Source organism: Amycolatopsis palatopharyngis (genome assembly GCF_003385185.1).
GTDB lineage: Bacteria > Actinomycetota > Actinomycetes > Mycobacteriales > Pseudonocardiaceae > Amycolatopsis > Amycolatopsis palatopharyngis.
Genome location: NZ_PQHZ01000080.1, coordinates 1 through 18,767, shown reverse-complemented (window position 1 = coordinate 18,767; position 18,767 = coordinate 1). Strand labels below are relative to the sequence as shown.

The following is an 18,767-nucleotide window of genomic DNA, read 5'->3' as shown; positions in this document are numbered from 1 at the left end:
TCTGAACCCCACCCACCCCCCAAAGGGGATGGTGCGTCTGCAAGTACCCCCAAGCAAGATCAACTCCGTCACCAACCGCAGCCAAGCGCCCGGGCGTGTCGATGCCTCCGCGCGCAAACCTGCTCGTTCGGCCAGCTCACCACCCCTGAGCGGCGGCCGGTTGGTAGCGGCTAACGGGGAAGTGGATCTTGCTTGGGCGTACTTGCAGACGCTCCAACCTGGCCACCCACTTACGGGACGGGGTCAGGAATAGCGGGCGCGGCAGGTGGCGCAGGTGCCGACGATCTCCACCGTGTGGCTGATGTCGGAGAAGCCGTTGCCGTCGGCGATCTTGTCGGCCCACCGCTCGACGGCAGGACCTTCGATCTCCACCGTATGGCCGCAGTGCCTGCACACCAGATGGTGGTGATGGTGTGAGGAGCAACGCCGGTAGATGGCCTCGCCGGAGTCCGTGCGCAGCACGTCGATCTCGCCCGCATCGGACAACGACTGCAGCGTGCGGTACACCGTCGTCAGGCCGATGCCCTCGCCCCGCTTGCGCAGTTCGTCGTGCAGTTCCTGCGCGGAGCGGAAGTCGTCGACCTCGTCCAGCAGTTCGACGACGGCGGCCCGCTGCTTCGTCGACCTGCGTCCCGGCACCGGCGCACGGCCGCGGGTGATGGGACCGCTCATGAATGCCCGCCCTCCTGTACGTGAGTGACCGCGTCGATCACGATGTGTGCGAGGTGATCGTCGACGAGACGGTAGACGACCTCCCTGCCGCGCCGCTCACCGTGTACGACGCCGGCCGATTTGAGCACCCGCAGGTGCTGGCTGATCAGTGGCTGGGTGGTGTCGAGCGCATCGACGAGTTCGTGCACGCAGCGGTGCCCGTCGCGCAGCTGCAGCACGATCGCGATCCGCACGGGCGCGGCCAGCGCACGCAGCAGCTCGCCCGCGTCCGTCAGTACGCCCGCAGGCGGCGGGGGCGTGGGCGGTTGCGTCGGCCGGTCCGGCGGATGCACGTGTTGATCCGCCTCTCCGGGCGGTAGCCCTCCGGTCGCCGCCGAACTCACCGTCGCCATTCGATCTCCAGCCGTCGTTCCCTACCCCCGGGTGTGGTCGCGGGCGGTTGACCGTCGCCAGGGGGTTGTCACTCCATCCTAGTGTTCCGCAGGCAGGTGCCCCGCCCATCGCGTCCGAGTGACGTCACCACCATCGCACCGCTGGTCCATTCGGGCGACATCGAGGTCCGATTTCACCGGACCAGGGCTCGGGGGTCACGAGAGATGAAAGTTTGTCGCGTGAAGCCGGCCGGGCGGCCCCGACGTGTGCCATCGTCGTACCCCGGAGGCATGGGGATCCACAGACGGAGCAGTTCGGGGGACGCCGCGATCCGGCAGACCCGCGAACCGGACCAGAAGCTGAGGTGACATGACTCGTTACGCGACAAGGATGGCGGGCTGTGCGGCTGTCCTCGCCCTCGCGGCGGTGCCCGGTGTCGCCGCCGCCCAGGACATCCGCACGGTGGACGAGGAGACCGGTCCGGTCGCCTTCGCGAACGCCGTGTCCGTGCAGGTGGGCAAGGACGGGCAGGGCGGTGGCACGGTGATCACCGAGACCCAGCGCTCGCCCGTGAGCCCGGGTAGTTCCAAGCTCTCCCAGGACCGGTCCGGCGTGCCCGCGTCCGACGGCGAGAAGGACGCCATCGGCCCGCACTACACGATCAACCTGGGCCGGTTCGAGCCCGGCGAGAGCCCGTTCCCGGCAGGTGTCACCAGCCGGGAGCACGACGTCGTCGCGACGCTGGAGAACACGACCGTGCCCTCCGCCGTCGCGGAGAGCAACTACGCCCTGCGTGACCTCCGGCTCGACGGCTCGACGACCGTGCTCGCGTTCGAGGGCGCGCGCAGCGCCGTCAGGTGTGCCGCGCCCGGCGCCGTCACCGCCGAGACCACCGCGGCCAGGCTGTGGGTGCTGGGGGAGGACGGCAAGCTCGCCCCAACCGAACCGCCTCGGGGGGACGCCGAACTGCGGCTGGAGGACCTGCCCCTCGACGCGCCGCTTTCGCTGGCGAAGGCGGACGCCGAGGCGACGACCTCCGACGTGGTGATTCGTCGCGTGACCGAGTTCGACCAGCTCCTGCGCCAGGAGAAGTGGCGCGACGGCGATGTCACCGCGGCCGCGGGCTGGCACGTCGAGATCATCAGCCAGCTCAGCGACGCGGAGGGCGAGAAACTCGACGAGGTCGTACACACCCGGATGGTGTTCGGCGGCGTCAGCTGCTCGGTGCCCGAGGGCTTCGCCGCTCTTGCTCCTCAGTCGCAGAAGCAGCGACCGAGCGTGCCGATCAAGATCCCCGCTGGGGTCTCGGTGACCGAATCCGGTCACGACGGGCTTGGTTACGGGCTGGTCGGTGGCGGCCTGGTACTCGGCGTCGCGGCTGTGCTGGTGTTTCGCCCGGCCCGCAGGCGCACGCCCGGCCAGGCACCCTCGAACGACGAATAGCCGCCCATGGACGACAGCTCGTCACCATCCACATCGGACGAAAACGGTAGCGAACCCGGGGCGGCGAGGCGGAGTTGGCCCGCGGCCGTACTCGGCCTGCTCGCCGTCGCCGCCACGACCGCGGGGATGGTCGTGCTCGCCGACCCCGGCGCGCAGGCACCACCGCCTCCGGCTCCGGTGCGGGCCGCGCCGACGGTACCGACGGTGCCTTCCCCGAAGGGGTCCGAACTACCCGCCGAGACCTCGGCCGAGACAACCACCGCGAGCACGGCGGCGGCGCAACGGCCGGGCAGCGTCCGGTTGCCCGAGGGGGGCACCGCCACGCTGGTGCGTCGTGAGCTGACCGAGGACGGCACGCTGCCCATCCCGGACAGTCTCGACGAGGCCACCTGGTGGGGTGCCGGGCTCGGCGCGGAACGCGGCGCGGCACTGTTGTCCGGACACGTGAACTGGAACCGGGTGAAGGGCCCGTTCGACGAGCTGTGGCGGAATCGGCCGGGGCAGGAGGTCCGTGTGGTCGACACCAACGGCGGCACATGGGTCTACCGGATCACCGAGATCGTGACCGTGCACAAGAACGACCTGCCCGCTGTGGCCGAGCGCCTGTTCGGCCAGGACGGCCGGCACCGGTTGGTCCTGGTCACCTGCGGTGGTGACTACGTGGGTGGCACCGACGGGTATTCCGACAATCGCATCGCCACCGCGGAACTCGTTCGCAGGCCCTGAACACCTGCGTTGTCAAGCCCCTCGCGTGGGCCGGTGACGGGCGGGATACTCTGACACCTCGTAGTTAAATGACCGTTCCCGCATGTCTGGAGAGCGTGGGTGCCCGCCAACACCATTGAGACCGTTGTCAGCCTGTGCAAGCGTCGTGGTTTCGTCTTTCCGAGCGGGGAGATCTACGGCGGTACGCGGTCGGCATGGGATTACGGACCCCTCGGGGCCGAACTGAAGGACAACATCAAGCGCCAGTGGTGGAAGACGATGGTGCAGGGTCGCGACGACGTCGTCGGCCTCGACTCCTCGGTCATCCTGCCGCGTCAGGTCTGGGTCGCGTCCGGTCACGTCAACGCCTTCAACGACCCACTCGTCGAATGCACCTCGTGCCACCGGCGTTTCCGCTCCGACCAGCTTGCCGAGGAGTACTCCGAGCGCACCGGCAAGCAGGTGAGTGAGGAAGACCTTTCCGACGTGCCGTGCCCGAACTGCGGAATCCGTGGCGAGTACACCGACCCGCGTGAGTTCAACATGATGCTCAAGACGCACCTCGGCCCGGTGGAGAGCGAGGAGGGTCTCGCGTACCTCCGGCCCGAGACGGCGCAGGGCATCTTCGTCAACTTCCTCAACGTGCAGACGACATCGCGCAAGAAGCCACCGTTCGGCATCGGCCAGATCGGCAAGTCGTTCCGGAACGAGATCACCCCGGGCAACTTCATCTTCCGTACGCGGGAGTTCGAGCAGATGGAGATGGAGTTCTTCGTCGAGCCGGGTGAGGACGAGACCTGGCACCAGTACTGGATCGACGCCCGTACGGACTGGTACACCAACCTGGGGATCAACCGGGACAACCTGCGCCACTACGAGCACCCGAAGGAGAAGCTCTCCCACTACTCCAAGCGGACCGTGGACATCGAGTACCGCTTCGAGTTCTCCGCTGGGCAGGAGTGGGGCGAGCTCGAAGGTATCGCCAACCGCACCGATTTCGACCTCACCACCCACTCGAACCACTCCGGTGTGGACCTGTCCTATTTCGACCAGACGTCCGGGCAGCGCTACCGGCCGTTCGTCATCGAGCCCGCGGCGGGTGTGGGCAGGCCGATGATGGCCTTCCTGCTCGACGCCTACACCGAGGACGAGGTACCCAACGCCAAGGGCGGTGTGGACAAGCGCGTCGTGTTGAAGCTGGACTACCGGCTCTCGCCGGTCAAGGCCGCGGTGCTTCCGTTGTCGCGCAACGCCGATCTCACACCGAAGGCGCGCGATATCGCCACCAAGCTGCGCCAGCACTGGAACATCGAGTTCGACGACGCGGGATCGATCGGCAAGCGGTACCGGCGCCAGGAGGAGATCGGCACACCGTTCTGTGTGACCGTCGACTTCGACTCGCTCGACGACCACGCCGTGACGGTCCGCGAGCGCGACACGATGTCGCAGGAGCGGGTAGCCATCGACAAGCTGGAGTCCTACCTGGCCGCGCGGCTCATCGGCTGCTGATAGGCGGCGGCGCCGGGCACCGGAAGGAGCCGTCCGGTGACGCTCTGCCATAGTTGAGCGGGTGATGTCCGCGGAGACGAACAACCCCGGAGCCACCGCCTGGATTCGCAGGACGGCGGTCGGGGCCGTGCTGATCGTGCTGTTGGTACTCGGCGGAACCGCGTTCCGGGTGTGGCAGGTAGCCAGGGTGGACGACCGTTCCACGGCGGACATCATCGTCGTTCTCGGGGCCGCCCAGTACAACGGCAGGCCCTCACAGATCCTGGAGGCCCGGCTCGAGCACGCCAGGCAGCTGTACCAGGACGGCGTGGCGCCCACGGTGGTCACCGCGGGCGGGAGCAAGGCGGGGGATGCCTACACCGAGGCGGAGGCGGGTGCACGGTGGCTGCGTGAGCATGGGCTGCCGATATCCGCGACGATGGCCGTCGGTGAGGGGCGGGACACCCTTGGCACGCTTCGCGCGGTGGCGGAGCAGGCTCGCGAGCGCGGCTGGGGCAGTGCGGTGGTGGTCAGCGACCCGTGGCACTCCCTGCGGGCCAGGACCATGGCGAACGATCTAGGTCTGTCAGCGTGGAGTTCGCCGACGCATACCGGTCCGGTCGTGCAGACCAGGGAGACACAGGCCAGGTACATCTTCCGGGAGACCGGCGCCCTGCTGTACTACCGGTTGTCGAAGAACCCCGCCGATGACATCGGCGGCACCGGTCTCGGCTGAGCTGATCTCCACCCGCCGTCGGTGTCCGCGCCTAAGCTGGAGTCGTGGACCAGTACAGCGCACACGACCGGCGACGGTGGCTGCCGGAGCCGGTCAAGGCCGCCGCCCTGCCCGGAGCCGACGGTGACGGACGCAGCCCGTTCGGGCGGGATCGGGCCAGGGTCCTGCACTCCGCCGCGCTGCGCAGGCTCGCGGGCAAGACCCAGGTGGTGGGTCCGGGGGAAGGCACCGAGGTCACCGGTGTCCCGCGAACCAGACTCACGCATTCGCTGGAAGTGGCCCAGATCGGCAGGGGAATCGCCGAGGAACTCGGCGCGGATCCCGATCTGGTGGACACGGCAGGGCTGGCCCACGACATCGGGCACCCGCCGTTCGGGCACAACGGCGAGCATGCACTGAACCTCGCCGCACAGGCCTGCGGCGGTTTCGAGGCCAACGCGCAGACCCTGCGCATTCTCACGAGGCTGGAACCGAAGGTGCTCGCGGAAGACGGTGCGGCCGCCGGGCTCAATCTGACCAGGGCCTGTCTCGACGCCGCCACGAAGTATCCCTGGCCGCGAGGCCTCGGCTCCGACGCGGTGAAGTTCGGCGCCTACCCGGACGACGCCGAGATCTTCGACTGGATGCGCGAGTCGGCACCGGAGCGCACACGGTGCCTGGAAGCGCAGATCATGGACTGGGCCGACGATGTGGCGTACTCGGTGCACGACGTCGAGGACGGTGTCCTTTCCGGCCGGATCTCGCTGCGTGTGCTGACCGATCCCGGCGAGCGGGCCGCGGTGGCCGAGCTGGCGGCCAAGCACTTCTCCAGCAAGCCGGTCTCGGCACTCGAGGGCGCGGCGGAGCAGTTGTCGCGATTGCCTGTCGTCACGGCCATCGCCCGGCCCGGTTACGACGGGTCGCTGGCGGCGCAGGTGGCGCTCAAACGCCTCACCAGTGAGCTGGTGGGCCGGTTCGCCACGGCCGCGGTCAGCGAGACACGGGCGGCTTTCGGTGCCGGCCCGCTGCGCAGGTACGCCGCCGAACTCTGTGTTCCCGAGCAGGTCGCCGCGGAGGTCGCCCTGCTCAAGGCGCTGGCGCTGCGGTACGTGATGAGCGACCCCCGCCGGCTGGCGATGCAGGACGGGCAGCGGCAGATGCTCGGCGAACTTGTCGCGGTGCTCCGCAGGCGAGCCCCGGAGGCACTGGACCCGCTGTTCCACCCCTCGTGGGAGCGGGCGGGCGACGACGCGGCGAGGTTGCGCGTGGTGATCGATCAGGTCGCGTCGCTGACGGACGCGCAGGCACATGCCTGGCACTCCTGGCACACCGGCTGGCACTGACCTACCGGCTACCGTGACCATGCGTCGTCCGGTCACGGTAGCGTCGTGGAATGGCTGACAGTGAGTCCGAACACGCTCATCTGAAGTTCGCCCTCGCCCTGCACCGGGAGCTCGCCGCACCCGAAGCGGACACGTGCTTCTCGCCGTACTCCGCCGCGGTCGCCCTGAGCCTGGTGGCCAAGGGCGCGCGGGGCGAGACGGCAGCGGAGCTGAGCGGTCTGCTCGCGAACCCCAGTGCCCCTGCCGACGTGCAGGACCAGCTCCTGCGCGACGCCGCGACGCTGCGTGCGCCCTCTGCCAGCGAGGAGGCTCCCGAGCTCGCTGTCGCGAACACGCTCTGGGCGTGGGACCAGCTCCAGATCGAGGAGGGCTTCCGGGAGGAGTTGCGCAGCTGGAACGGGGGCTTGGTGCGCAGCGCCCCCTTCGGCGATGATCCCGAGGCCGCCCGCACGCTCATCAACGAGGCCGTGTCCGAGACCACGCGGGAACTCATTCCGGAATTGCTCCTGCCCGGCTCGGTGACACCCGATACCGTGGCGGCTCTCGTCAACGCGTTGTACCTGCGCACCGGATGGTCGTTTCCGTTCCAGGACTCAGAGACCGTCGATACCGGCTTTCACGCCCCCGGCGGTCTTCGCCAGGTGCCGACGATGCACCAGTCCGAGCGGTTCTTGTATGCCGCGACCCAGGGGTGGCAGCTCGTGGGGCTTCCCGCCGCGGGGGGAGTGCAGGCGCTGGTGCTGCTGCCCGACGGCGATCTCGCCGAGTACGAGTCCAGTTTGGACGCGGAAACGGTGCTGGAGCTGATGTCGGGCGCGCGGGAGACCATGGTGCACCTCGCCTTGCCCCGGGTGTCGGCGGATGTCCGCACCGATCTCACCTCGGTGCTGCGAGCGCTCGGAGTGCGCCGGATGTTCGACCCGGAAGCCGATCTCGGTGGGCTGAGCGCGGATCCCCGGCTGCTCGTGTCCGACGTGGTCCACCAGGCCGTGTTGCGCCTCGACGAGCAGGGACTGGAGGGCGCCGCCGCGACCGCGGTGATGATGCGGCTCGTCATGATGCCCGCCGGTGATCCGGTCACCGTGCGGGTGGACCGGCCGTTCCTGCTGCTGGTCCGGCACGCGGACACCGGGGCGATCTACTTCCTGGCCAGGGTCGTCCGCCCGTGAGCCAGACCACCGCGGGAAGCGTGGTGTCCGCGAGGCGACCGGACCGGGAGCGGTCTTCCCTTCGTGCCAGTCGGCCGGTTGACCCGGTCATCCGGGGCCGGCTGGCCGACGTTCTGGTCCTGCTGGGCAGTCTGCTCGCGGCATTCCTCGTCTTCCGGCCTCTGTGGCTGGACCCGGCGCGGACGTATCTCGCCGCCAGCGCGCAGGACCAGAACATGTGGGAATGGTTCTTCGCGGTGTCCGCCGACGCGATCTCGTCCTGGTCCAATCCGTTGTTCACCGACCTGCAGAACTTCCCGCTCGGCGTGAACCTGATGTCGAACACGGTAATGCTCGGTATGGGCATTCCGCTCGCGCCGGTGACCCTGTTGTTCGGTTCCTCGGTGACCTGGGCGCTGGTGCTGACCGGAGGACTCGCGGGCACGGCTTTCGCCTGGTACTGGGTGCTGTCGCGGTACGTGGTGGCGTCCTGGATCGCGGCCGCGATCGGCGGTCTGTTCGCCGGGTTCGCGCCGCCGATCATCTCGCATGCGAACGCCCACCCCAACTTCACGGCGCTTTTCGTGCTGCCGCTGATCTTGGGCTGCATCCTCCGGCTGGCCAAGGGAATCCGGCCGGTGCGCACCGGACTGTGGCTGGGCCTGCTCGGTACCTGGCAGGTCTTCCTCGGCGAGGAACCGCTGCTGATCGCGGCTGTGGCGTTCGTGGTGTTCGCGGCGGTGTACGCGCTGTCGCGGCCGGAACTGGTCGAGGACATGGCGCGTCCGCTGCTGAAGGGGGCCGCCGTGGCGGCCGCGGTGTGCCTGCCGCTGGTGGCCTTCCCGTTGTGGTGGCAGTTCGCCGGGCCGCAGAGCTACGGATCGCTGGAGCACGGCCCGGTGGGCAACGACCTGGCCGCGTTCACGGCGTTCGCGACCGAGTCCGCCGCGGGCAACGCCGACTCGGCGCGGGAACTGTCGATCAATCGGACGGAGGAGAACGCGTTCTTCGGCTGGCCGCTGGTGTTGCTGATGATCGTCGTGACCGTCTGGCTCTGGCGCGATGCGGTGGCCAGAGCGGTCGCCGTGTCGATGTGGTTGCTGGCATGGATCTCCACCGGTGTGCTGCTCACCGTCGACGGGACGGTCACCTCGGTCCCCGGTCCGTGGCTCGGCATGTTCCGGCTGCCGTTGCTGGAGTCGGTGCTGGAGTCGCGGTTCGCGCTGGCCTGCGTGCCTTTGATCGGCATCCTGCTGGCGCTGGCGACCCAGCGGGTGCTCCGGTGGCGTCCGAGGCTGCCCGAGTGGCGCATTCCGCTGCGGGTGATCTGGTTCTCGGCGTTGCTGACCGCGCTCCTGCCGATCGTTCCCACCGAGCTGCGAGCCACCCAGCGCCCTGCGGTGCCGGAGTTCTTCGCCGAGGGCACCTGGCGTGAGTACGTCGACCCGGGAGGCTCCGTGGTCATCGCCCCGCTGCCCGATCCGGGCAACGCGGAGGCCCTGCACTGGCAGGTGCGTTCCGGGCTGGAGTTCCCGCTCGCCGAAGGCTATTTCGTCGGACCGGGCAGGAACCCGGAACGAGGCACCTACGGCGCGATTAGCCGCGACACCTCGGACTTGCTTGCCGACGTCGCCGACTCGGGCGAGCTGCCCGAGATCGGCGAGCAGGAGCGCGCTGAGGCACTGCGGGACCTGCGCTACTGGCGGGCCGACGTCATCGTGCTCGCGCAGCTGCGACACCGCGACCAGCTTCGGACCAGCATCGACCTGCTGCTGGAACGGCCGGGGCGGCTGGTGGACGGGGTCTGGTTCTGGGACGTCCGGGACCTCACCGGATCGGCTCGGTGAACACCGCCGGTTGCGATCAGCCGTAGACGTCCGCGGCGATCAGCATCACCGACAACAGGACCTGGAGGAAACCCACGGCCGCTCCGGCCGCGGCGACCCAGTCGATGCGTTCCTCCACGGTGCGCAGCAGCGCCACGAGCCCGAGTCCGACGGCGACCGCGCCGACGACGATGTCGCCGATGGGCAGTACCCAGCTGAGCAGGGCCAGGCCGAGTGAGACGCGGCCGAGCCACGTCCGCCTGCCGTTGCGGGGAACGGCACGACGGCTGAGCATGTCCATGTCGCTGTCTCCCGTCGCCGTCTGTGGTCCATCAAACCAGCTTCTGGCACGAGCTGTGCGGCAATCGCTGTCACATCGGCGCGGGCTGTCCCGTCCTCAGGGTGAACCCCGGACAAAAGGGAGGACTTCATGTCACGAATTCCGCAGGTAACTGCCCGCGACGCCGGTATTCTGGTCCGGCTCGCATATCGGATCGCGCGCAAGCGCTTCGGCGCGGTACCGGAGCCGTTCGCGGTCACGGCGCACCATCCGCGGTTGCTGCGCGCCGGTACGGTCCACGAACTGCTGGTCGAGAAGGCAGCGACCACCCTGCCGGCGTCCGTGCGCGAACTCGCCGTCTACCGCACGGCCGTACGGCTCGGCTGTTCATGGTGCATCGACTTCGGCACGATGCTGCAGCGGCACGAGGGACTGGACATCGAGCGGCTGCGGTCGATCGACGACTACGAGACGTCGCCGGCATTCGATGCTCGGGAGCGGCTGGCGATCGCCTACGCGGACGCCATGACCGCGAGCCCGGTGACGGTGACCGACGAGCAGGTGGCCGAACTGGAGCGAGCGTTCGGCCGCGCGGGCGTGGTGGAGCTGAGCTACCTGATCGGGCTCGAGAACATGCGGGCCAGGATGAACAGCGCTCTGGACATCACCGACCAGGGGTTCACCTCGGGCGACGCCTGCCTCGTGCCGATGCCGATGGAACGTTCACAGGACGGGTAGCCCGATCAGCTTGTCCGGGTTGGCGTGGTCGTAGATCGCCGCGATCCGGCCGTCGCGGATCGCGATGGCGTCGACACGTATGTCGAGATCGTGGTAGCCCTCGCCCCCTGGCGCCGCCGGAAAGTAGACACCGAGGTCGCCGTTGACCAGTACCGGCCGGGCGGTCGCGAACGCTCCCGGCCGGTACTGCCGGAGCAGGCCGGTGAAGAACCGGATGATCTTGTCCGGTCCGACCATGATCTGACGAGTGGTCCTGGCCTTGCCGTTGGAGTCGCCGATCAGGACCACCTCGGGATGCAGGATCTCGGCGACGGCCCGCGCGTCCCCGCTCAGCAGCGCCGTGACGAACCGCTCGAGTACCTCCCGCTGCTGTGCCATCGACGCGCGCGGGGGCGGTTCCGCGTCGGCCAGCGCGCGCCGTCCGCGGGAGCCGTGCTGCCGGGCGGTGGCAGGGGAGCAGCCGAGGATCGAGGCGATCTCGTCGAAGGGCAGCGAGAACGCGTCGTGCAGGACCACGGCCACCCGCTGCTCGGGGGTCAGCCGGTCGAGTACCACCATCGCGGCCATTCGCATCCCGTCATCGCGGACGGCGGCGTCGAGCGGGTCCTCGCCAGGGGCGCCGGCTGCCGGGGTCACCACCGGTTCCGGCAGCCACTGCCCGACGTACTGCTCGCGACGGACCACGGCCGAACGCAACCGGTCAAGGCAGATGCGCCCCACGACGGTCGTCAGCCAGGCCCGCAGATCCCGGATCTCGGTGCGCTGCTGCGCCGGCTGTGCGGCCAGGCGCAGCCACGACTCCTGCACCGCGTCCTCGGAGTCCGACACCGAACCGGTGAGGCGGTAGGCGACAGCGACCAGGTGCGAGCGGTGGCTGGCGAACTCGGCGGCCAACTGGTCCTGGGTGAGGTGCATGCCAGCAGTATGCGACACGGACCGAGCACTACAGTGGGGTTCGTGGCAGGACGAATCCGGGAAAGCGACATCGCGGAGGTACGCGACCGAAACCGGATCGATGAGGTGGTCGGGGACTACGTGGCGCTGCGCCACGCCGGTGGGGGCGCGCAGAAGGGCCTGTGCCCTTTCCACGACGAGAAGACCCCTTCGTTCAACGTCCGGCCGACGCACGGCACCTTCCACTGCTTCGGCTGTGGCGAGGGCGGCGACGTGATCAAGTTCATCATGAAGATGGAACTGGTCGGTTTTCCCGAGGCCGTCGAGCGGCTGGCCGACCGGGTCGGGTTCCGGCTGACCTACGAGGGTGGCGGCGGCAGTGTGCAGCGGGACCGGGGCACCAGAACCCGGATGGTCGAGGCGCACCGGATCGCCCAGGAGTTCTACGCCGAGCAGCTGATGTCGCCGGACGCACGGCTGGCCCGCGATTTCCTGAACGAGCGCGGATTCGATGCCGTCGCGGCGAAGACGTTCGGCTGTGGCTTCGCCCCCGGCGGCTGGGACAGGCTCACCAAGCATCTGCTGAACAAGGGTTTCGAGCTCACCGAGCTGTACAAGGCTCAGCTGTGCAAGGAAGGCAGGCAGGGGCCGATCGACCGGTTCCACCGCAGGCTGCTGTGGCCGATCCGGGATCTCGGCGGGGACGTCGTCGGTTTCGGGGCGCGCCGGATCTTCGATGACGACCCGATCCAGGCCAAGTACCTGAACACGAGTGAGAGCCCGATCTACCGGAAGTCGCACGTGCTGTTCGGGTTGGACCTGGCCAAACGGGAGATCGCGCGCAGGCACCAGGTGGTGGTCGTCGAGGGCTACACGGACGTGATGGCGATGCACGCCGCCGGTGTCCCTACCGCGGTGGCGTCCTCCGGCACGGCGTTCGGCGAGGATCACATGAAGATGCTGCGCCGCCTGTTGATGGACGACGACGCGTTCCGGGGCGAGGTGATCTTCACCTTCGACGGGGACGAGGCCGGGCAGAAGGCCGCGCTGAAGGCCTTCGAGGGAGACCAGACCTTCGCGGGGCAGACCTACATCGCGGTGGCACCGGAGGGAATGGACCCCTGCGATCTGCGGCTGGCGAAGGGGGACGCGGCAGTGCGGGACCTCGTGGCCAGGCGCACTCCGCTGTTCGAGTTCGTGATCCGCAGCATTCTGCGCAACTACGACCTCGACTCGGTCGACGGTCAGGTGGCCGCGCTACAGCAGACCGTGCCGCTGGTGGCGCAGATCAAGGACAGGGCGAAGCGCGACGGATACGCCGCGAAGCTGTCCTGGTGGGTGGGCTGGCAGGACGAGGCCATGGTGGTGCGCCGGGTGCGGGAGTCCGCGGGCAGCGGCGCCAAGAACGCGCCGCGCCGCTCGGCACCCGTACAGACCGCGGAGACGGGGGACGCGAACGAGATTCCGCGGCCACCGGCAGGTGATCCGCGAATTCGTGCGCAACGCGAGGTGCTCAAGGCCGCGCTGCAGGAGCCATCGATCGCGGGCCCGGAGTACGACGCGTTGCCCGAGGAGGCGTTCACGCACCCGGCTTACGTGGCGGTGCATCGGTCGGTGCTCGCCGCGGGCGGGACGGCCTGTGGTCTGGCAGGCCCGGCGCTGATCGACGCGGCCTCGGCGCACGCTCCACAAGGGACGATCCGATCGCTGCTCTCCGAGTTGGCGGTGGAACCGTTGCAGGCCCAGGGGGAGGGTGAGGTCGACGTGCGCTACATCAGCGGAGTGCTCGCCGCGGTGCAGGAGAACCTGGTCGGCAGGCAGATCGGCGAGATCAAGTCGAAGTTGCAGCGCCTGTCGCCGATCGAGGCCGCTGACGAGTACCGCGCGCTGTTCGGTGACCTCGTTGCGCTGGAGCAGTACCGAAAGGCGTTGCGGGACCAGGCCGTGGGCGGAATGGAATAGACACGATGGAGTGGATTCGACGGCTTTTCAGGGGTGGGGCGCCCGAGGTGCTGACCGAAGCGCTGGCCCCGGAGGAGTACGTCGTCGGCCATGCTCCGACGGCCGACGGCGGGTATGTGGGAGTGACGCATCTCGGTCTCTGGGTGCCCAGCCACGGGGGAGTGCGGCGGATCGGCTGGCATCTGATCAGCAAGGCCGCCTGGGCGGCGGGCACGTTGACGGTTACCGAGGCCGAGGAGACCGAGCGCGCGGGCGAGGCGGTCCTGCTGGCCGATCGTGCACCCGTCCGGTTCGAACTGCAGCAGCCGGGCACCTTGCCGAAGCTGGTCCGGCAGCGCGTGGATGGTTCGATCCGCTCCCGGTATCACAAGGAGCTGGCCGGCGGTGGGGCGTGGTTCGTGGTGCGCAAGGTGCCAGGCCGCGACGGTGTGGTGCTACAGGTCCGGCCCGATCCGGGGACCGATCCCGAAGTGGTGCGGGCGATCGCCACTGAGGCCGCGGCCGGCATGCGGGATCCGCAGCAGTAAACACGGGCACTCGCCGAGCGAGCCCTCATCCAGTACGTTCGTACTGTATGAGTGGAGGTTGCCATGTGGGACCCGGGCAAGTATCTGGACTTCGACGATCTGCGCGCGCGACCGTTCTATGACCTGATCACCCGCATTCCGGCGAACGCGCCGAGGCGCGTAGTGGATCTGGGCTGCGGGCCGGGGCATCTCACGGGGGTGCTGAGTGAGCGGTGGTCCGGGGCGGTCGTCGAGGCGCTGGACAGTTCTCCGGAGATGGTGACGGCCGCACGGGAGGCCGGCGTCTCCGCTGAGGTGGCCGACGTGCGGACCTGGCGGCCACGCGCGGATACCGACGTGGTGGTGAGCAACGCGGTGCTGCAGTGGGTGCCCGAGCACAGGGAACTGCTCCGGCGCTGGGTGGGGGAGTTACCGAAGGGCGCGTGGCTGGCCGTCCAGATGCCGGGCAACTTCCGCGCGCCGTCGCACGCGCTGGTGCGATCGCTGGCCGAGCAGCCGGAGTGGGCCGATGCGCTGGCCGGGGCCGGGCTGCGAGCGGAGGACACCGTCGACGACCCGATCGGTTACGCCGAGCTGCTCGCCGAGGCGGGATGCGCGGTGGACGCCTGGGAGACGACCTACGTGCAGCGGTTGACCGGCCGCGACGCGGTGCTGGAATGGATCAGTGGAACCGCGCTGCGCCCGGTCAGGGCCGTGCTGGACGACGATGGGTGGTCGCGGTTCCGGGAGCGCCTCGCCCCGCTGCTCGACGAGGCCTACCCACCGAGGGCGGACGGCACGACGTGGTTCCCGTTCCGCCGGGTGTTCGTCGTGGCTCAGGCCTGAGTGGTGCGCGGTTCCCGAGCGGCACCTCGCCCACCTGTGCCGTTGCCACTACGGACCGGGCCTCGCCGGGAGAAGGGAGCCTTCTCGCCGAGTTTCTCGCCGACCTTCGCCCTGGCGACCCCGGCCGCGCCCTGCACCGCAGGGTGATCCGCGATCCTGCGGTAGCTGCGCACGATCTGCTCGTACCGGCCGTGGCCGGCTCGGGCACCCAGCACATAACCCACTGCCGCGCCAAGTAGGAACTTCTTCATGCTCCGCGCCCTCCTCCTCGTCGTCGTCTGACTCGACCACCTATTGTCTCTCACCTGCCGGTGGCGTGCGCGTAAGCGGACAGCCGGGGGGCCTGAGAAGGGCTGATCGGCGATGCGTTAGAGTGTTTCTCGTTGGGACGGAGCGATCCAGACCAGCACAACAGCGTTCCCCTGTAGCTCAACTGGCAGAGCATTCGGCTGTTAACCGGAGGGTTGTTGGTTCGAGTCCAACCGGGGGAGCATCGCCCCAGGCCACAGGCCTGGGGCTTTTTTCTTGCCCACCCCAGAACCCCAGATCGCACGAAAACTACACACTTTCACCCAGCTCCTTCCTCAGGGAACATGCCTTCCAGGGCCTCCAGCGTCGCCGCGTTGGAGGCCCTCTTCTTGCGGTAGTGCTTCTCCACCACAGCCGGGGTGTTGCCCAGCTGGTCGGCGATCGCGGTCGTCGGCAGGTCCGCCTCATCCAGCACCGTCGTCACCGTCTTGCGGAACACGTGACTGGTGACCCAGTCGTAGCCGCACTCGTCGAACGCCTCCCGGATCCGCTTGATCACGTTCGACGGGTCCGACCACTCCCGGTTCCACGACGGGAACAGCGGCCCCCCACCCGAGGCGAGCTTCCGCCGCCGCCACATCGGCACCGACCACTCCGGGACCAACAGGATCAGCGACGGCTCCCCGCCCTTGCGGTCCCCGGCCCGCAGCAGGCCCTCCTTCGGGACGCGCACGATGTGGTGCCCCACGGTCACGGTCTTCTGGATGGGGTCGACGTCCGCCCCATCCAGCGCCAGCAGCTCCCCGAGCCGCACACCGGTGGACAGCATCGCCCGCACGATGTCCGGCAGCGCCTGCCACACCTGAGACCGCGTACCGAGGCTGCGCCCCTTCGAGTCCACGGTCTTCGCCTCCGCGAGCGCTTCCAGCTTGGCCACGAGGTCCCGGCGCTGCTCGAGCGTCATCGCCTTCACCGCCTTCGTCTCGCCGCGCGCGAGCCGGGCGGTGGACTTCACCGGGTTGGTGTCCATCGCGCCAGCACGGACCGCGAAGGAGCAGATGCCGGACAGCACCGCGCGCACACTCTTCGCCGTCTCGTAGCTCTTGTCCCGGGCCCGTTGTACGAGGGTGTTGCAGCCCATCGCGGTGACCTCCCGGGCCTGCAGTTCCCCGAGTGCAGGTACCACCCAGTTCTTCACGTACCCGCTGTACAGCCGAACGGTGCTCCCCGGTTTCCCGGACAGGGCGTACTCGCGGCGGATCTCGTCCAGCCACAGTTGCGCGATCGCCGCGAACCGAGTGTCGCCGGTGACCTGCCCGCCGCGGGCCTCGTCCGCGAGCCGGGTCAGCGCCTCCTTGAGACGGTTGACGGCGGCGGTCTTGGTCTTGCCACGGCGCCGTACCGGCTTCGAGCGGCCGGTGGGCATACGGAACCGGGCGTGGGCCTCCCATACGCCGGGAGCAACGTTCGTCGTCTTGATTACGCCGTACGTGCCGACCGGCGTGGGAGGCCTGCCCATCAGTTCTCCTGTAGGTAGCTCTCAGCGACCGCGACGACACCAGCCCGCCGGATCATGGTCTGGGTCTGGGCGTGTCGTTCGCCGTTGAGCTTCGCGCACTCACGGATGTAGAGCGTGACGTGCCGCGCATGGCCGAGGGCGATGGTGGCGATCCACAGCAGGGCGGTGGCGACCAGAGTGAGGTCGAACAGGACCTCGCTCCAGTCTCCTGTGTGGACCTGCCAGGCGGCGCACAGTGTGAAGACTGTGGCGACCGTGGCGGCGGCGACGACAGCACGGACGCTGACCGCTGTGACCTTCGGTTTCGCGGGCTTCGTGGTGGGCTTGTGGGCCACGTCTTGACCTCCTCGTTATGAGCCGTTCGGGTGGCTCTTCTGCCCGATTGATCCGAGTTGGGTGACCCCTCGTTAACGCCCACTCGCGGGTAACCCACTGGTGGAGTAGCAGCCACCAACTAATTTGACGAATTCGCCGATTTCGCGTCACGCCCGGCGTTCTCGCGCGTTCCACTGGGTTTGATCTGCTTCGCTCGGCGACGCACGTCCATCGCCCAGTCCAGCCAGCGGTCGCCTGCGCCCTCACCGAGGGACTTGTCGTACGCGTCGGCCTCGTCCATTAACTCGGATCGTGACATGGCCACGATCCGCTCAACTTCGGCTTGCCCGGCGGGGGTCTTCGACTCTTGCTCTGACCGCCGGAGCGCGCTCTCGTCGCCGGTCGCGAGGAATGCCTCGACGCTGCCCCGCGGGTACAGCATGTCCTCGATCAGTCCGAGGACGGTTTCGCCGACCTTCTCCTCGCCGCTCTCTACGGCGGCGACGCTGCGTTCGTGGACGCCGAGTGCTGTGGCGAACGCCCGTTGGCTGCGGTAGCCGGCGGCCTTCCGGTCGCGGCTAACCCATTTCCCAAGTTTCTTCCTGCGTGCTTCCACGCGTGCAGAGTATCGCAGAGAACTACAGAGTACGACTCTGCGACCTGCAGATTTCCCGGTTCGATCCAGCACACGCGCTCCGATTCCCATGGCCAGAAGACTACAGAGAACAACAGAGTTTTGCAACAGTCGGCCCAGATTCAGCTTGACCTGCGCTGCGAATCTCTGTAAAACTCTGCATATGACGACGAACCCGCTCGGACAGCCCGAGTACGGGAAGCTCCTCCGGCAGCGACGCGAAGAGCGCGACCTGAGCCTTTCCGAACTCGGTGCGTTGGTCCGCATGGCGCCCGGCTACCTGGGCAACATCGAACGTGCGAACGACCCGAAGCCCTCCACCCGCAAGCAGCGGCAACTCGCCAAGGCACTCGACTGCCTCGAACTCGGCCCTTCCGCTGGTGCCACCTACCCCGATCCGCCTCCGAAGCAGCCCAGCAAGGGGCCGTCTGGGCCAACGCGCCGGCAGGAGAAGGAGTCGGATCGCAAGGGCCCGAAGCGGGTGCAGGGGACGGCGGCCTGATGGAAGACACCGAACGACTCTCCTACAGGGCCCAGGAAGCCGCCGACCTCCTCGGTATCCCGTACCGCACGGTCATGCACCTCATCCACCGCGGCGAACTCGGTCACCGCAGGGCGGGCCGCTACTACCTAGTGCCCCGCTCCGAGATCGAACGCTTCCTCGCAGCGGCGGTCCCGGAGTCCCGCGCGCTCCGCGCCGTCTGAGAGGGAGGTGAGCCAGATGACCGACATGATCCCGTTCGGCGGGGGAGAGTCTCCGTTCGACGTCATCAAGCGGACGGACGAGCACGGCGAGTACTGGTCAGCCCGCGACCTCATGCCGCTTGTGGAGTACTCGAAATGGCAGAACTTCGACTCTGTGGTGCGCGCCGCCGTCACGGCCATCAGTCAGGCGGGCGCCGACCCTGGTCGGCACGTTTACCGACAGCAGGAAACGGTGAATGCCTTCGGCGCCGACCGGTTCGACTACCGGCTGACGCGCTATGGCGCGTACATGGTGATGCTGGAGTGCGACGGCCGGAAGCCCGCAGTGTCGGCGGCGAAGTCGTACTTCGCAGTGAAGACCCGGGAAGCTGAGACCGCGCAGGTCGCACAAATCCCTGACCTGTCCG

The 18,767-nt window shown here is 68.5% G+C and carries 22 protein-coding genes and 1 tRNA gene; 15 read left to right on the top strand and 8 right to left on the bottom strand.

Annotated elements, in window-relative coordinates; genetic code table 11:
• Positions 1-243: 243 nt before the first annotated feature.
• Together D0C15_RS32090 and D0C15_RS32085 are read right to left on the bottom strand one after the other, a co-directional pair.
• Positions 244-672, bottom strand: a complete 429-nt coding sequence (locus D0C15_RS32090; RefSeq protein ID WP_116051811.1) for a Fur family transcriptional regulator — start codon at positions 670-672, stop codon at positions 244-246.
• Positions 669-1,064, bottom strand: a complete 396-nt coding sequence (locus D0C15_RS32085; RefSeq protein WP_116051810.1) for an ArsR/SmtB family transcription factor — start codon at positions 1,062-1,064, stop codon at positions 669-671. The genes D0C15_RS32090 and D0C15_RS32085 overlap by 4 nt, the downstream gene beginning before the upstream one ends.
• Positions 1,065-1,413: 349 nt before the next feature.
• Between D0C15_RS32085 and D0C15_RS32080 the strand changes: the two genes are divergently transcribed.
• The 7 genes from D0C15_RS32080 (at position 1,414) to D0C15_RS32050 (ending at position 9,733) form a co-directional block, all read left to right on the top strand.
• Positions 1,414-2,487: a hypothetical protein gene (locus tag D0C15_RS32080; protein WP_211323407.1), complete on the top strand. Its 1,074-nt coding sequence runs from the start codon at positions 1,414-1,416 to the stop codon at positions 2,485-2,487.
• Between the two features lie 6 nt (positions 2,488-2,493).
• Complete coding sequence (locus D0C15_RS32075) at positions 2,494-3,213, top strand: class F sortase (protein ID WP_425455452.1); 720 nt, start codon at positions 2,494-2,496, stop codon at positions 3,211-3,213.
• A 99-nt stretch (positions 3,214-3,312) separates the two neighbouring features.
• Positions 3,313-4,701, top strand: coding sequence for a glycine--tRNA ligase (locus D0C15_RS32070; RefSeq protein WP_116051809.1), 1,389 nt, complete (start codon positions 3,313-3,315; stop codon positions 4,699-4,701).
• A gap of 61 nt (positions 4,702-4,762) precedes the next feature.
• Positions 4,763-5,416, top strand: coding sequence for a YdcF family protein (locus D0C15_RS32065; RefSeq protein WP_425455451.1), 654 nt, complete (start codon positions 4,763-4,765; stop codon positions 5,414-5,416).
• A gap of 44 nt (positions 5,417-5,460) precedes the next feature.
• A complete protein-coding gene (locus tag D0C15_RS32060) occupies positions 5,461-6,738 on the top strand; it encodes a deoxyguanosinetriphosphate triphosphohydrolase (protein WP_116051808.1) in 1,278 nt (425 codons plus the stop codon).
• Between the two features lie 50 nt (positions 6,739-6,788).
• Positions 6,789-7,907: a serpin family protein gene (locus tag D0C15_RS32055; protein WP_116051807.1), complete on the top strand. Its 1,119-nt coding sequence runs from the start codon at positions 6,789-6,791 to the stop codon at positions 7,905-7,907.
• On the top strand, positions 7,904-9,733 hold the full coding sequence (locus tag D0C15_RS32050; RefSeq protein WP_425455450.1) for a glycosyl transferase: 1,830 nt from the start codon (positions 7,904-7,906) through the stop codon (positions 9,731-9,733). Before D0C15_RS32055 ends, D0C15_RS32050 begins: the two co-directional genes overlap by 4 nt.
• Positions 9,734-9,749: 16 nt before the next feature.
• On the opposite strand, the gene D0C15_RS32045 is transcribed toward D0C15_RS32050, so the two are convergent.
• The gene (locus tag D0C15_RS32045) at positions 9,750-10,013 is read right to left on the bottom strand and encodes a hypothetical protein (protein WP_116051806.1); all 264 of its coding nucleotides are present in this window, start codon (positions 10,011-10,013) and stop codon (positions 9,750-9,752) included.
• A 129-nt stretch (positions 10,014-10,142) separates the two neighbouring features.
• On the opposite strand from D0C15_RS32045, the gene D0C15_RS32040 reads away from it, so the two are divergent.
• Positions 10,143-10,730 (top strand): carboxymuconolactone decarboxylase family protein, encoded by a 588-nt coding sequence (locus D0C15_RS32040; protein WP_116051805.1) that lies wholly within the window; start codon positions 10,143-10,145, stop codon positions 10,728-10,730.
• Here D0C15_RS32040 and D0C15_RS32035 read toward each other — a convergent pair.
• Positions 10,716-11,645 (bottom strand): sigma-70 family RNA polymerase sigma factor, encoded by a 930-nt coding sequence (locus tag D0C15_RS32035; RefSeq protein ID WP_116051804.1) that lies wholly within the window; start codon positions 11,643-11,645, stop codon positions 10,716-10,718. The genes D0C15_RS32040 and D0C15_RS32035 overlap by 15 nt on opposite strands.
• 9 nt (positions 11,646-11,654) lie before the next feature.
• Between D0C15_RS32035 and dnaG the strand changes: the two genes are divergently transcribed.
• The 3 genes from dnaG (at position 11,655) to D0C15_RS32020 (ending at position 14,938) form a co-directional block, all read left to right on the top strand.
• On the top strand, positions 11,655-13,586 hold the full coding sequence (dnaG, locus tag D0C15_RS32030; protein ID WP_116051803.1) for a DNA primase: 1,932 nt from the start codon (positions 11,655-11,657) through the stop codon (positions 13,584-13,586).
• Positions 13,587-13,591: 5 nt separating this feature from the next.
• On the top strand, positions 13,592-14,113 hold the full coding sequence (locus D0C15_RS32025; RefSeq protein ID WP_116051802.1) for a hypothetical protein: 522 nt from the start codon (positions 13,592-13,594) through the stop codon (positions 14,111-14,113).
• Positions 14,114-14,176: 63 nt separating this feature from the next.
• Positions 14,177-14,938 carry a trans-aconitate 2-methyltransferase gene (locus tag D0C15_RS32020; protein ID WP_116051801.1) on the top strand — a complete coding sequence of 254 codons (762 nt, stop codon included), beginning with the start codon at positions 14,177-14,179 and terminating at the stop codon, positions 14,936-14,938.
• On the opposite strand, the gene D0C15_RS32015 is transcribed toward D0C15_RS32020, so the two are convergent.
• The gene (locus D0C15_RS32015) at positions 14,929-15,189 is read right to left on the bottom strand and encodes a hypothetical protein (protein WP_116051800.1); all 261 of its coding nucleotides are present in this window, start codon (positions 15,187-15,189) and stop codon (positions 14,929-14,931) included. The two genes, D0C15_RS32020 and D0C15_RS32015, sit on opposite strands and share 10 nt — an antisense overlap.
• A 167-nt stretch (positions 15,190-15,356) precedes the next feature.
• Here D0C15_RS32015 and D0C15_RS32010 point away from each other — a divergent pair.
• A tRNA-Asn gene (locus tag D0C15_RS32010) sits at positions 15,357-15,429 on the top strand.
• Positions 15,430-15,506: 77 nt separating this feature from the next.
• Here the strand turns inward: D0C15_RS32010 and D0C15_RS32005 are convergent.
• From D0C15_RS32005 to D0C15_RS31995, 3 genes are all read right to left on the bottom strand, one after another.
• A complete protein-coding gene (locus D0C15_RS32005; protein ID WP_116051799.1) occupies positions 15,507-16,706 on the bottom strand; it encodes a tyrosine-type recombinase/integrase in 1,200 nt (399 codons plus the stop codon).
• Positions 16,706-17,041 (bottom strand): hypothetical protein, encoded by a 336-nt coding sequence (locus D0C15_RS32000; RefSeq protein ID WP_116051798.1) that lies wholly within the window; start codon positions 17,039-17,041, stop codon positions 16,706-16,708. The genes D0C15_RS32005 and D0C15_RS32000 overlap by 1 nt, the downstream gene beginning before the upstream one ends.
• Before the next feature lie 119 nt (positions 17,042-17,160).
• On the bottom strand, positions 17,161-17,637 hold the full coding sequence (locus tag D0C15_RS31995; RefSeq protein ID WP_116051797.1) for a hypothetical protein: 477 nt from the start codon (positions 17,635-17,637) through the stop codon (positions 17,161-17,163).
• A 181-nt stretch (positions 17,638-17,818) separates the two neighbouring features.
• On the opposite strand from D0C15_RS31995, the gene D0C15_RS31990 reads away from it, so the two are divergent.
• The 3 genes from D0C15_RS31990 to D0C15_RS31980 form a co-directional block, all read left to right on the top strand.
• Positions 17,819-18,157: a helix-turn-helix domain-containing protein gene (locus D0C15_RS31990; protein ID WP_162830336.1), complete on the top strand. Its 339-nt coding sequence runs from the start codon at positions 17,819-17,821 to the stop codon at positions 18,155-18,157.
• A complete protein-coding gene (locus tag D0C15_RS31985; protein WP_116051795.1) occupies positions 18,157-18,360 on the top strand; it encodes a helix-turn-helix domain-containing protein in 204 nt (67 codons plus the stop codon). The genes D0C15_RS31990 and D0C15_RS31985 overlap by 1 nt, the downstream gene beginning before the upstream one ends.
• 16 nt (positions 18,361-18,376) lie before the next feature.
• The coding region (locus D0C15_RS31980) for a hypothetical protein (RefSeq protein ID WP_211323406.1) at positions 18,377-18,767 on the top strand (391 nt) is incomplete at its 3' end.

Bases quoted from the DNA above. Each gene is read 5' to 3' on its own strand.
- D0C15_RS31985 (WP_116051795.1), top strand. From the start codon at position 18,157: ATGGAAGACACCGAACGACTCTCCTACAGGGCCCAGGAAGCCGCCGAC.
- D0C15_RS32035 (WP_116051804.1), bottom strand. From the start codon at position 11,645: ATGCACCTCACCCAGGACCAGTTGGCCGCCGAGTTCGCCAGCCACCGC.
- dnaG (WP_116051803.1), top strand. From the start codon at position 11,655: ATGCGACACGGACCGAGCACTACAGTGGGGTTCGTGGCAGGACGAATC.
- D0C15_RS32080 (WP_211323407.1), top strand. From the start codon at position 1,414: ATGACTCGTTACGCGACAAGGATGGCGGGCTGTGCGGCTGTCCTCGCC.
- D0C15_RS32045 (WP_116051806.1), bottom strand. From the start codon at position 10,013: ATGGACATGCTCAGCCGTCGTGCCGTTCCCCGCAACGGCAGGCGGACG.
- D0C15_RS32015 (WP_116051800.1), bottom strand. From the start codon at position 15,189: ATGAAGAAGTTCCTACTTGGCGCGGCAGTGGGTTATGTGCTGGGTGCC.
- D0C15_RS32005 (WP_116051799.1), bottom strand. From the start codon at position 16,706: ATGGGCAGGCCTCCCACGCCGGTCGGCACGTACGGCGTAATCAAGACG.
- D0C15_RS32055 (WP_116051807.1), top strand. From the start codon at position 6,789: ATGGCTGACAGTGAGTCCGAACACGCTCATCTGAAGTTCGCCCTCGCC.
- D0C15_RS32075 (WP_425455452.1), top strand. From the start codon at position 2,494: ATGGACGACAGCTCGTCACCATCCACATCGGACGAAAACGGTAGCGAA.
- D0C15_RS31990 (WP_162830336.1), top strand. From the start codon at position 17,819: ATGACGACGAACCCGCTCGGACAGCCCGAGTACGGGAAGCTCCTCCGG.
- D0C15_RS32020 (WP_116051801.1), top strand. From the start codon at position 14,177: ATGTGGGACCCGGGCAAGTATCTGGACTTCGACGATCTGCGCGCGCGA.
- D0C15_RS32040 (WP_116051805.1), top strand. From the start codon at position 10,143: ATGTCACGAATTCCGCAGGTAACTGCCCGCGACGCCGGTATTCTGGTC.
- D0C15_RS32090 (WP_116051811.1), bottom strand. From the start codon at position 672: ATGAGCGGTCCCATCACCCGCGGCCGTGCGCCGGTGCCGGGACGCAGG.
- D0C15_RS32085 (WP_116051810.1), bottom strand. From the start codon at position 1,064: ATGGCGACGGTGAGTTCGGCGGCGACCGGAGGGCTACCGCCCGGAGAG.
- D0C15_RS32025 (WP_116051802.1), top strand. From the start codon at position 13,592: ATGGAGTGGATTCGACGGCTTTTCAGGGGTGGGGCGCCCGAGGTGCTG.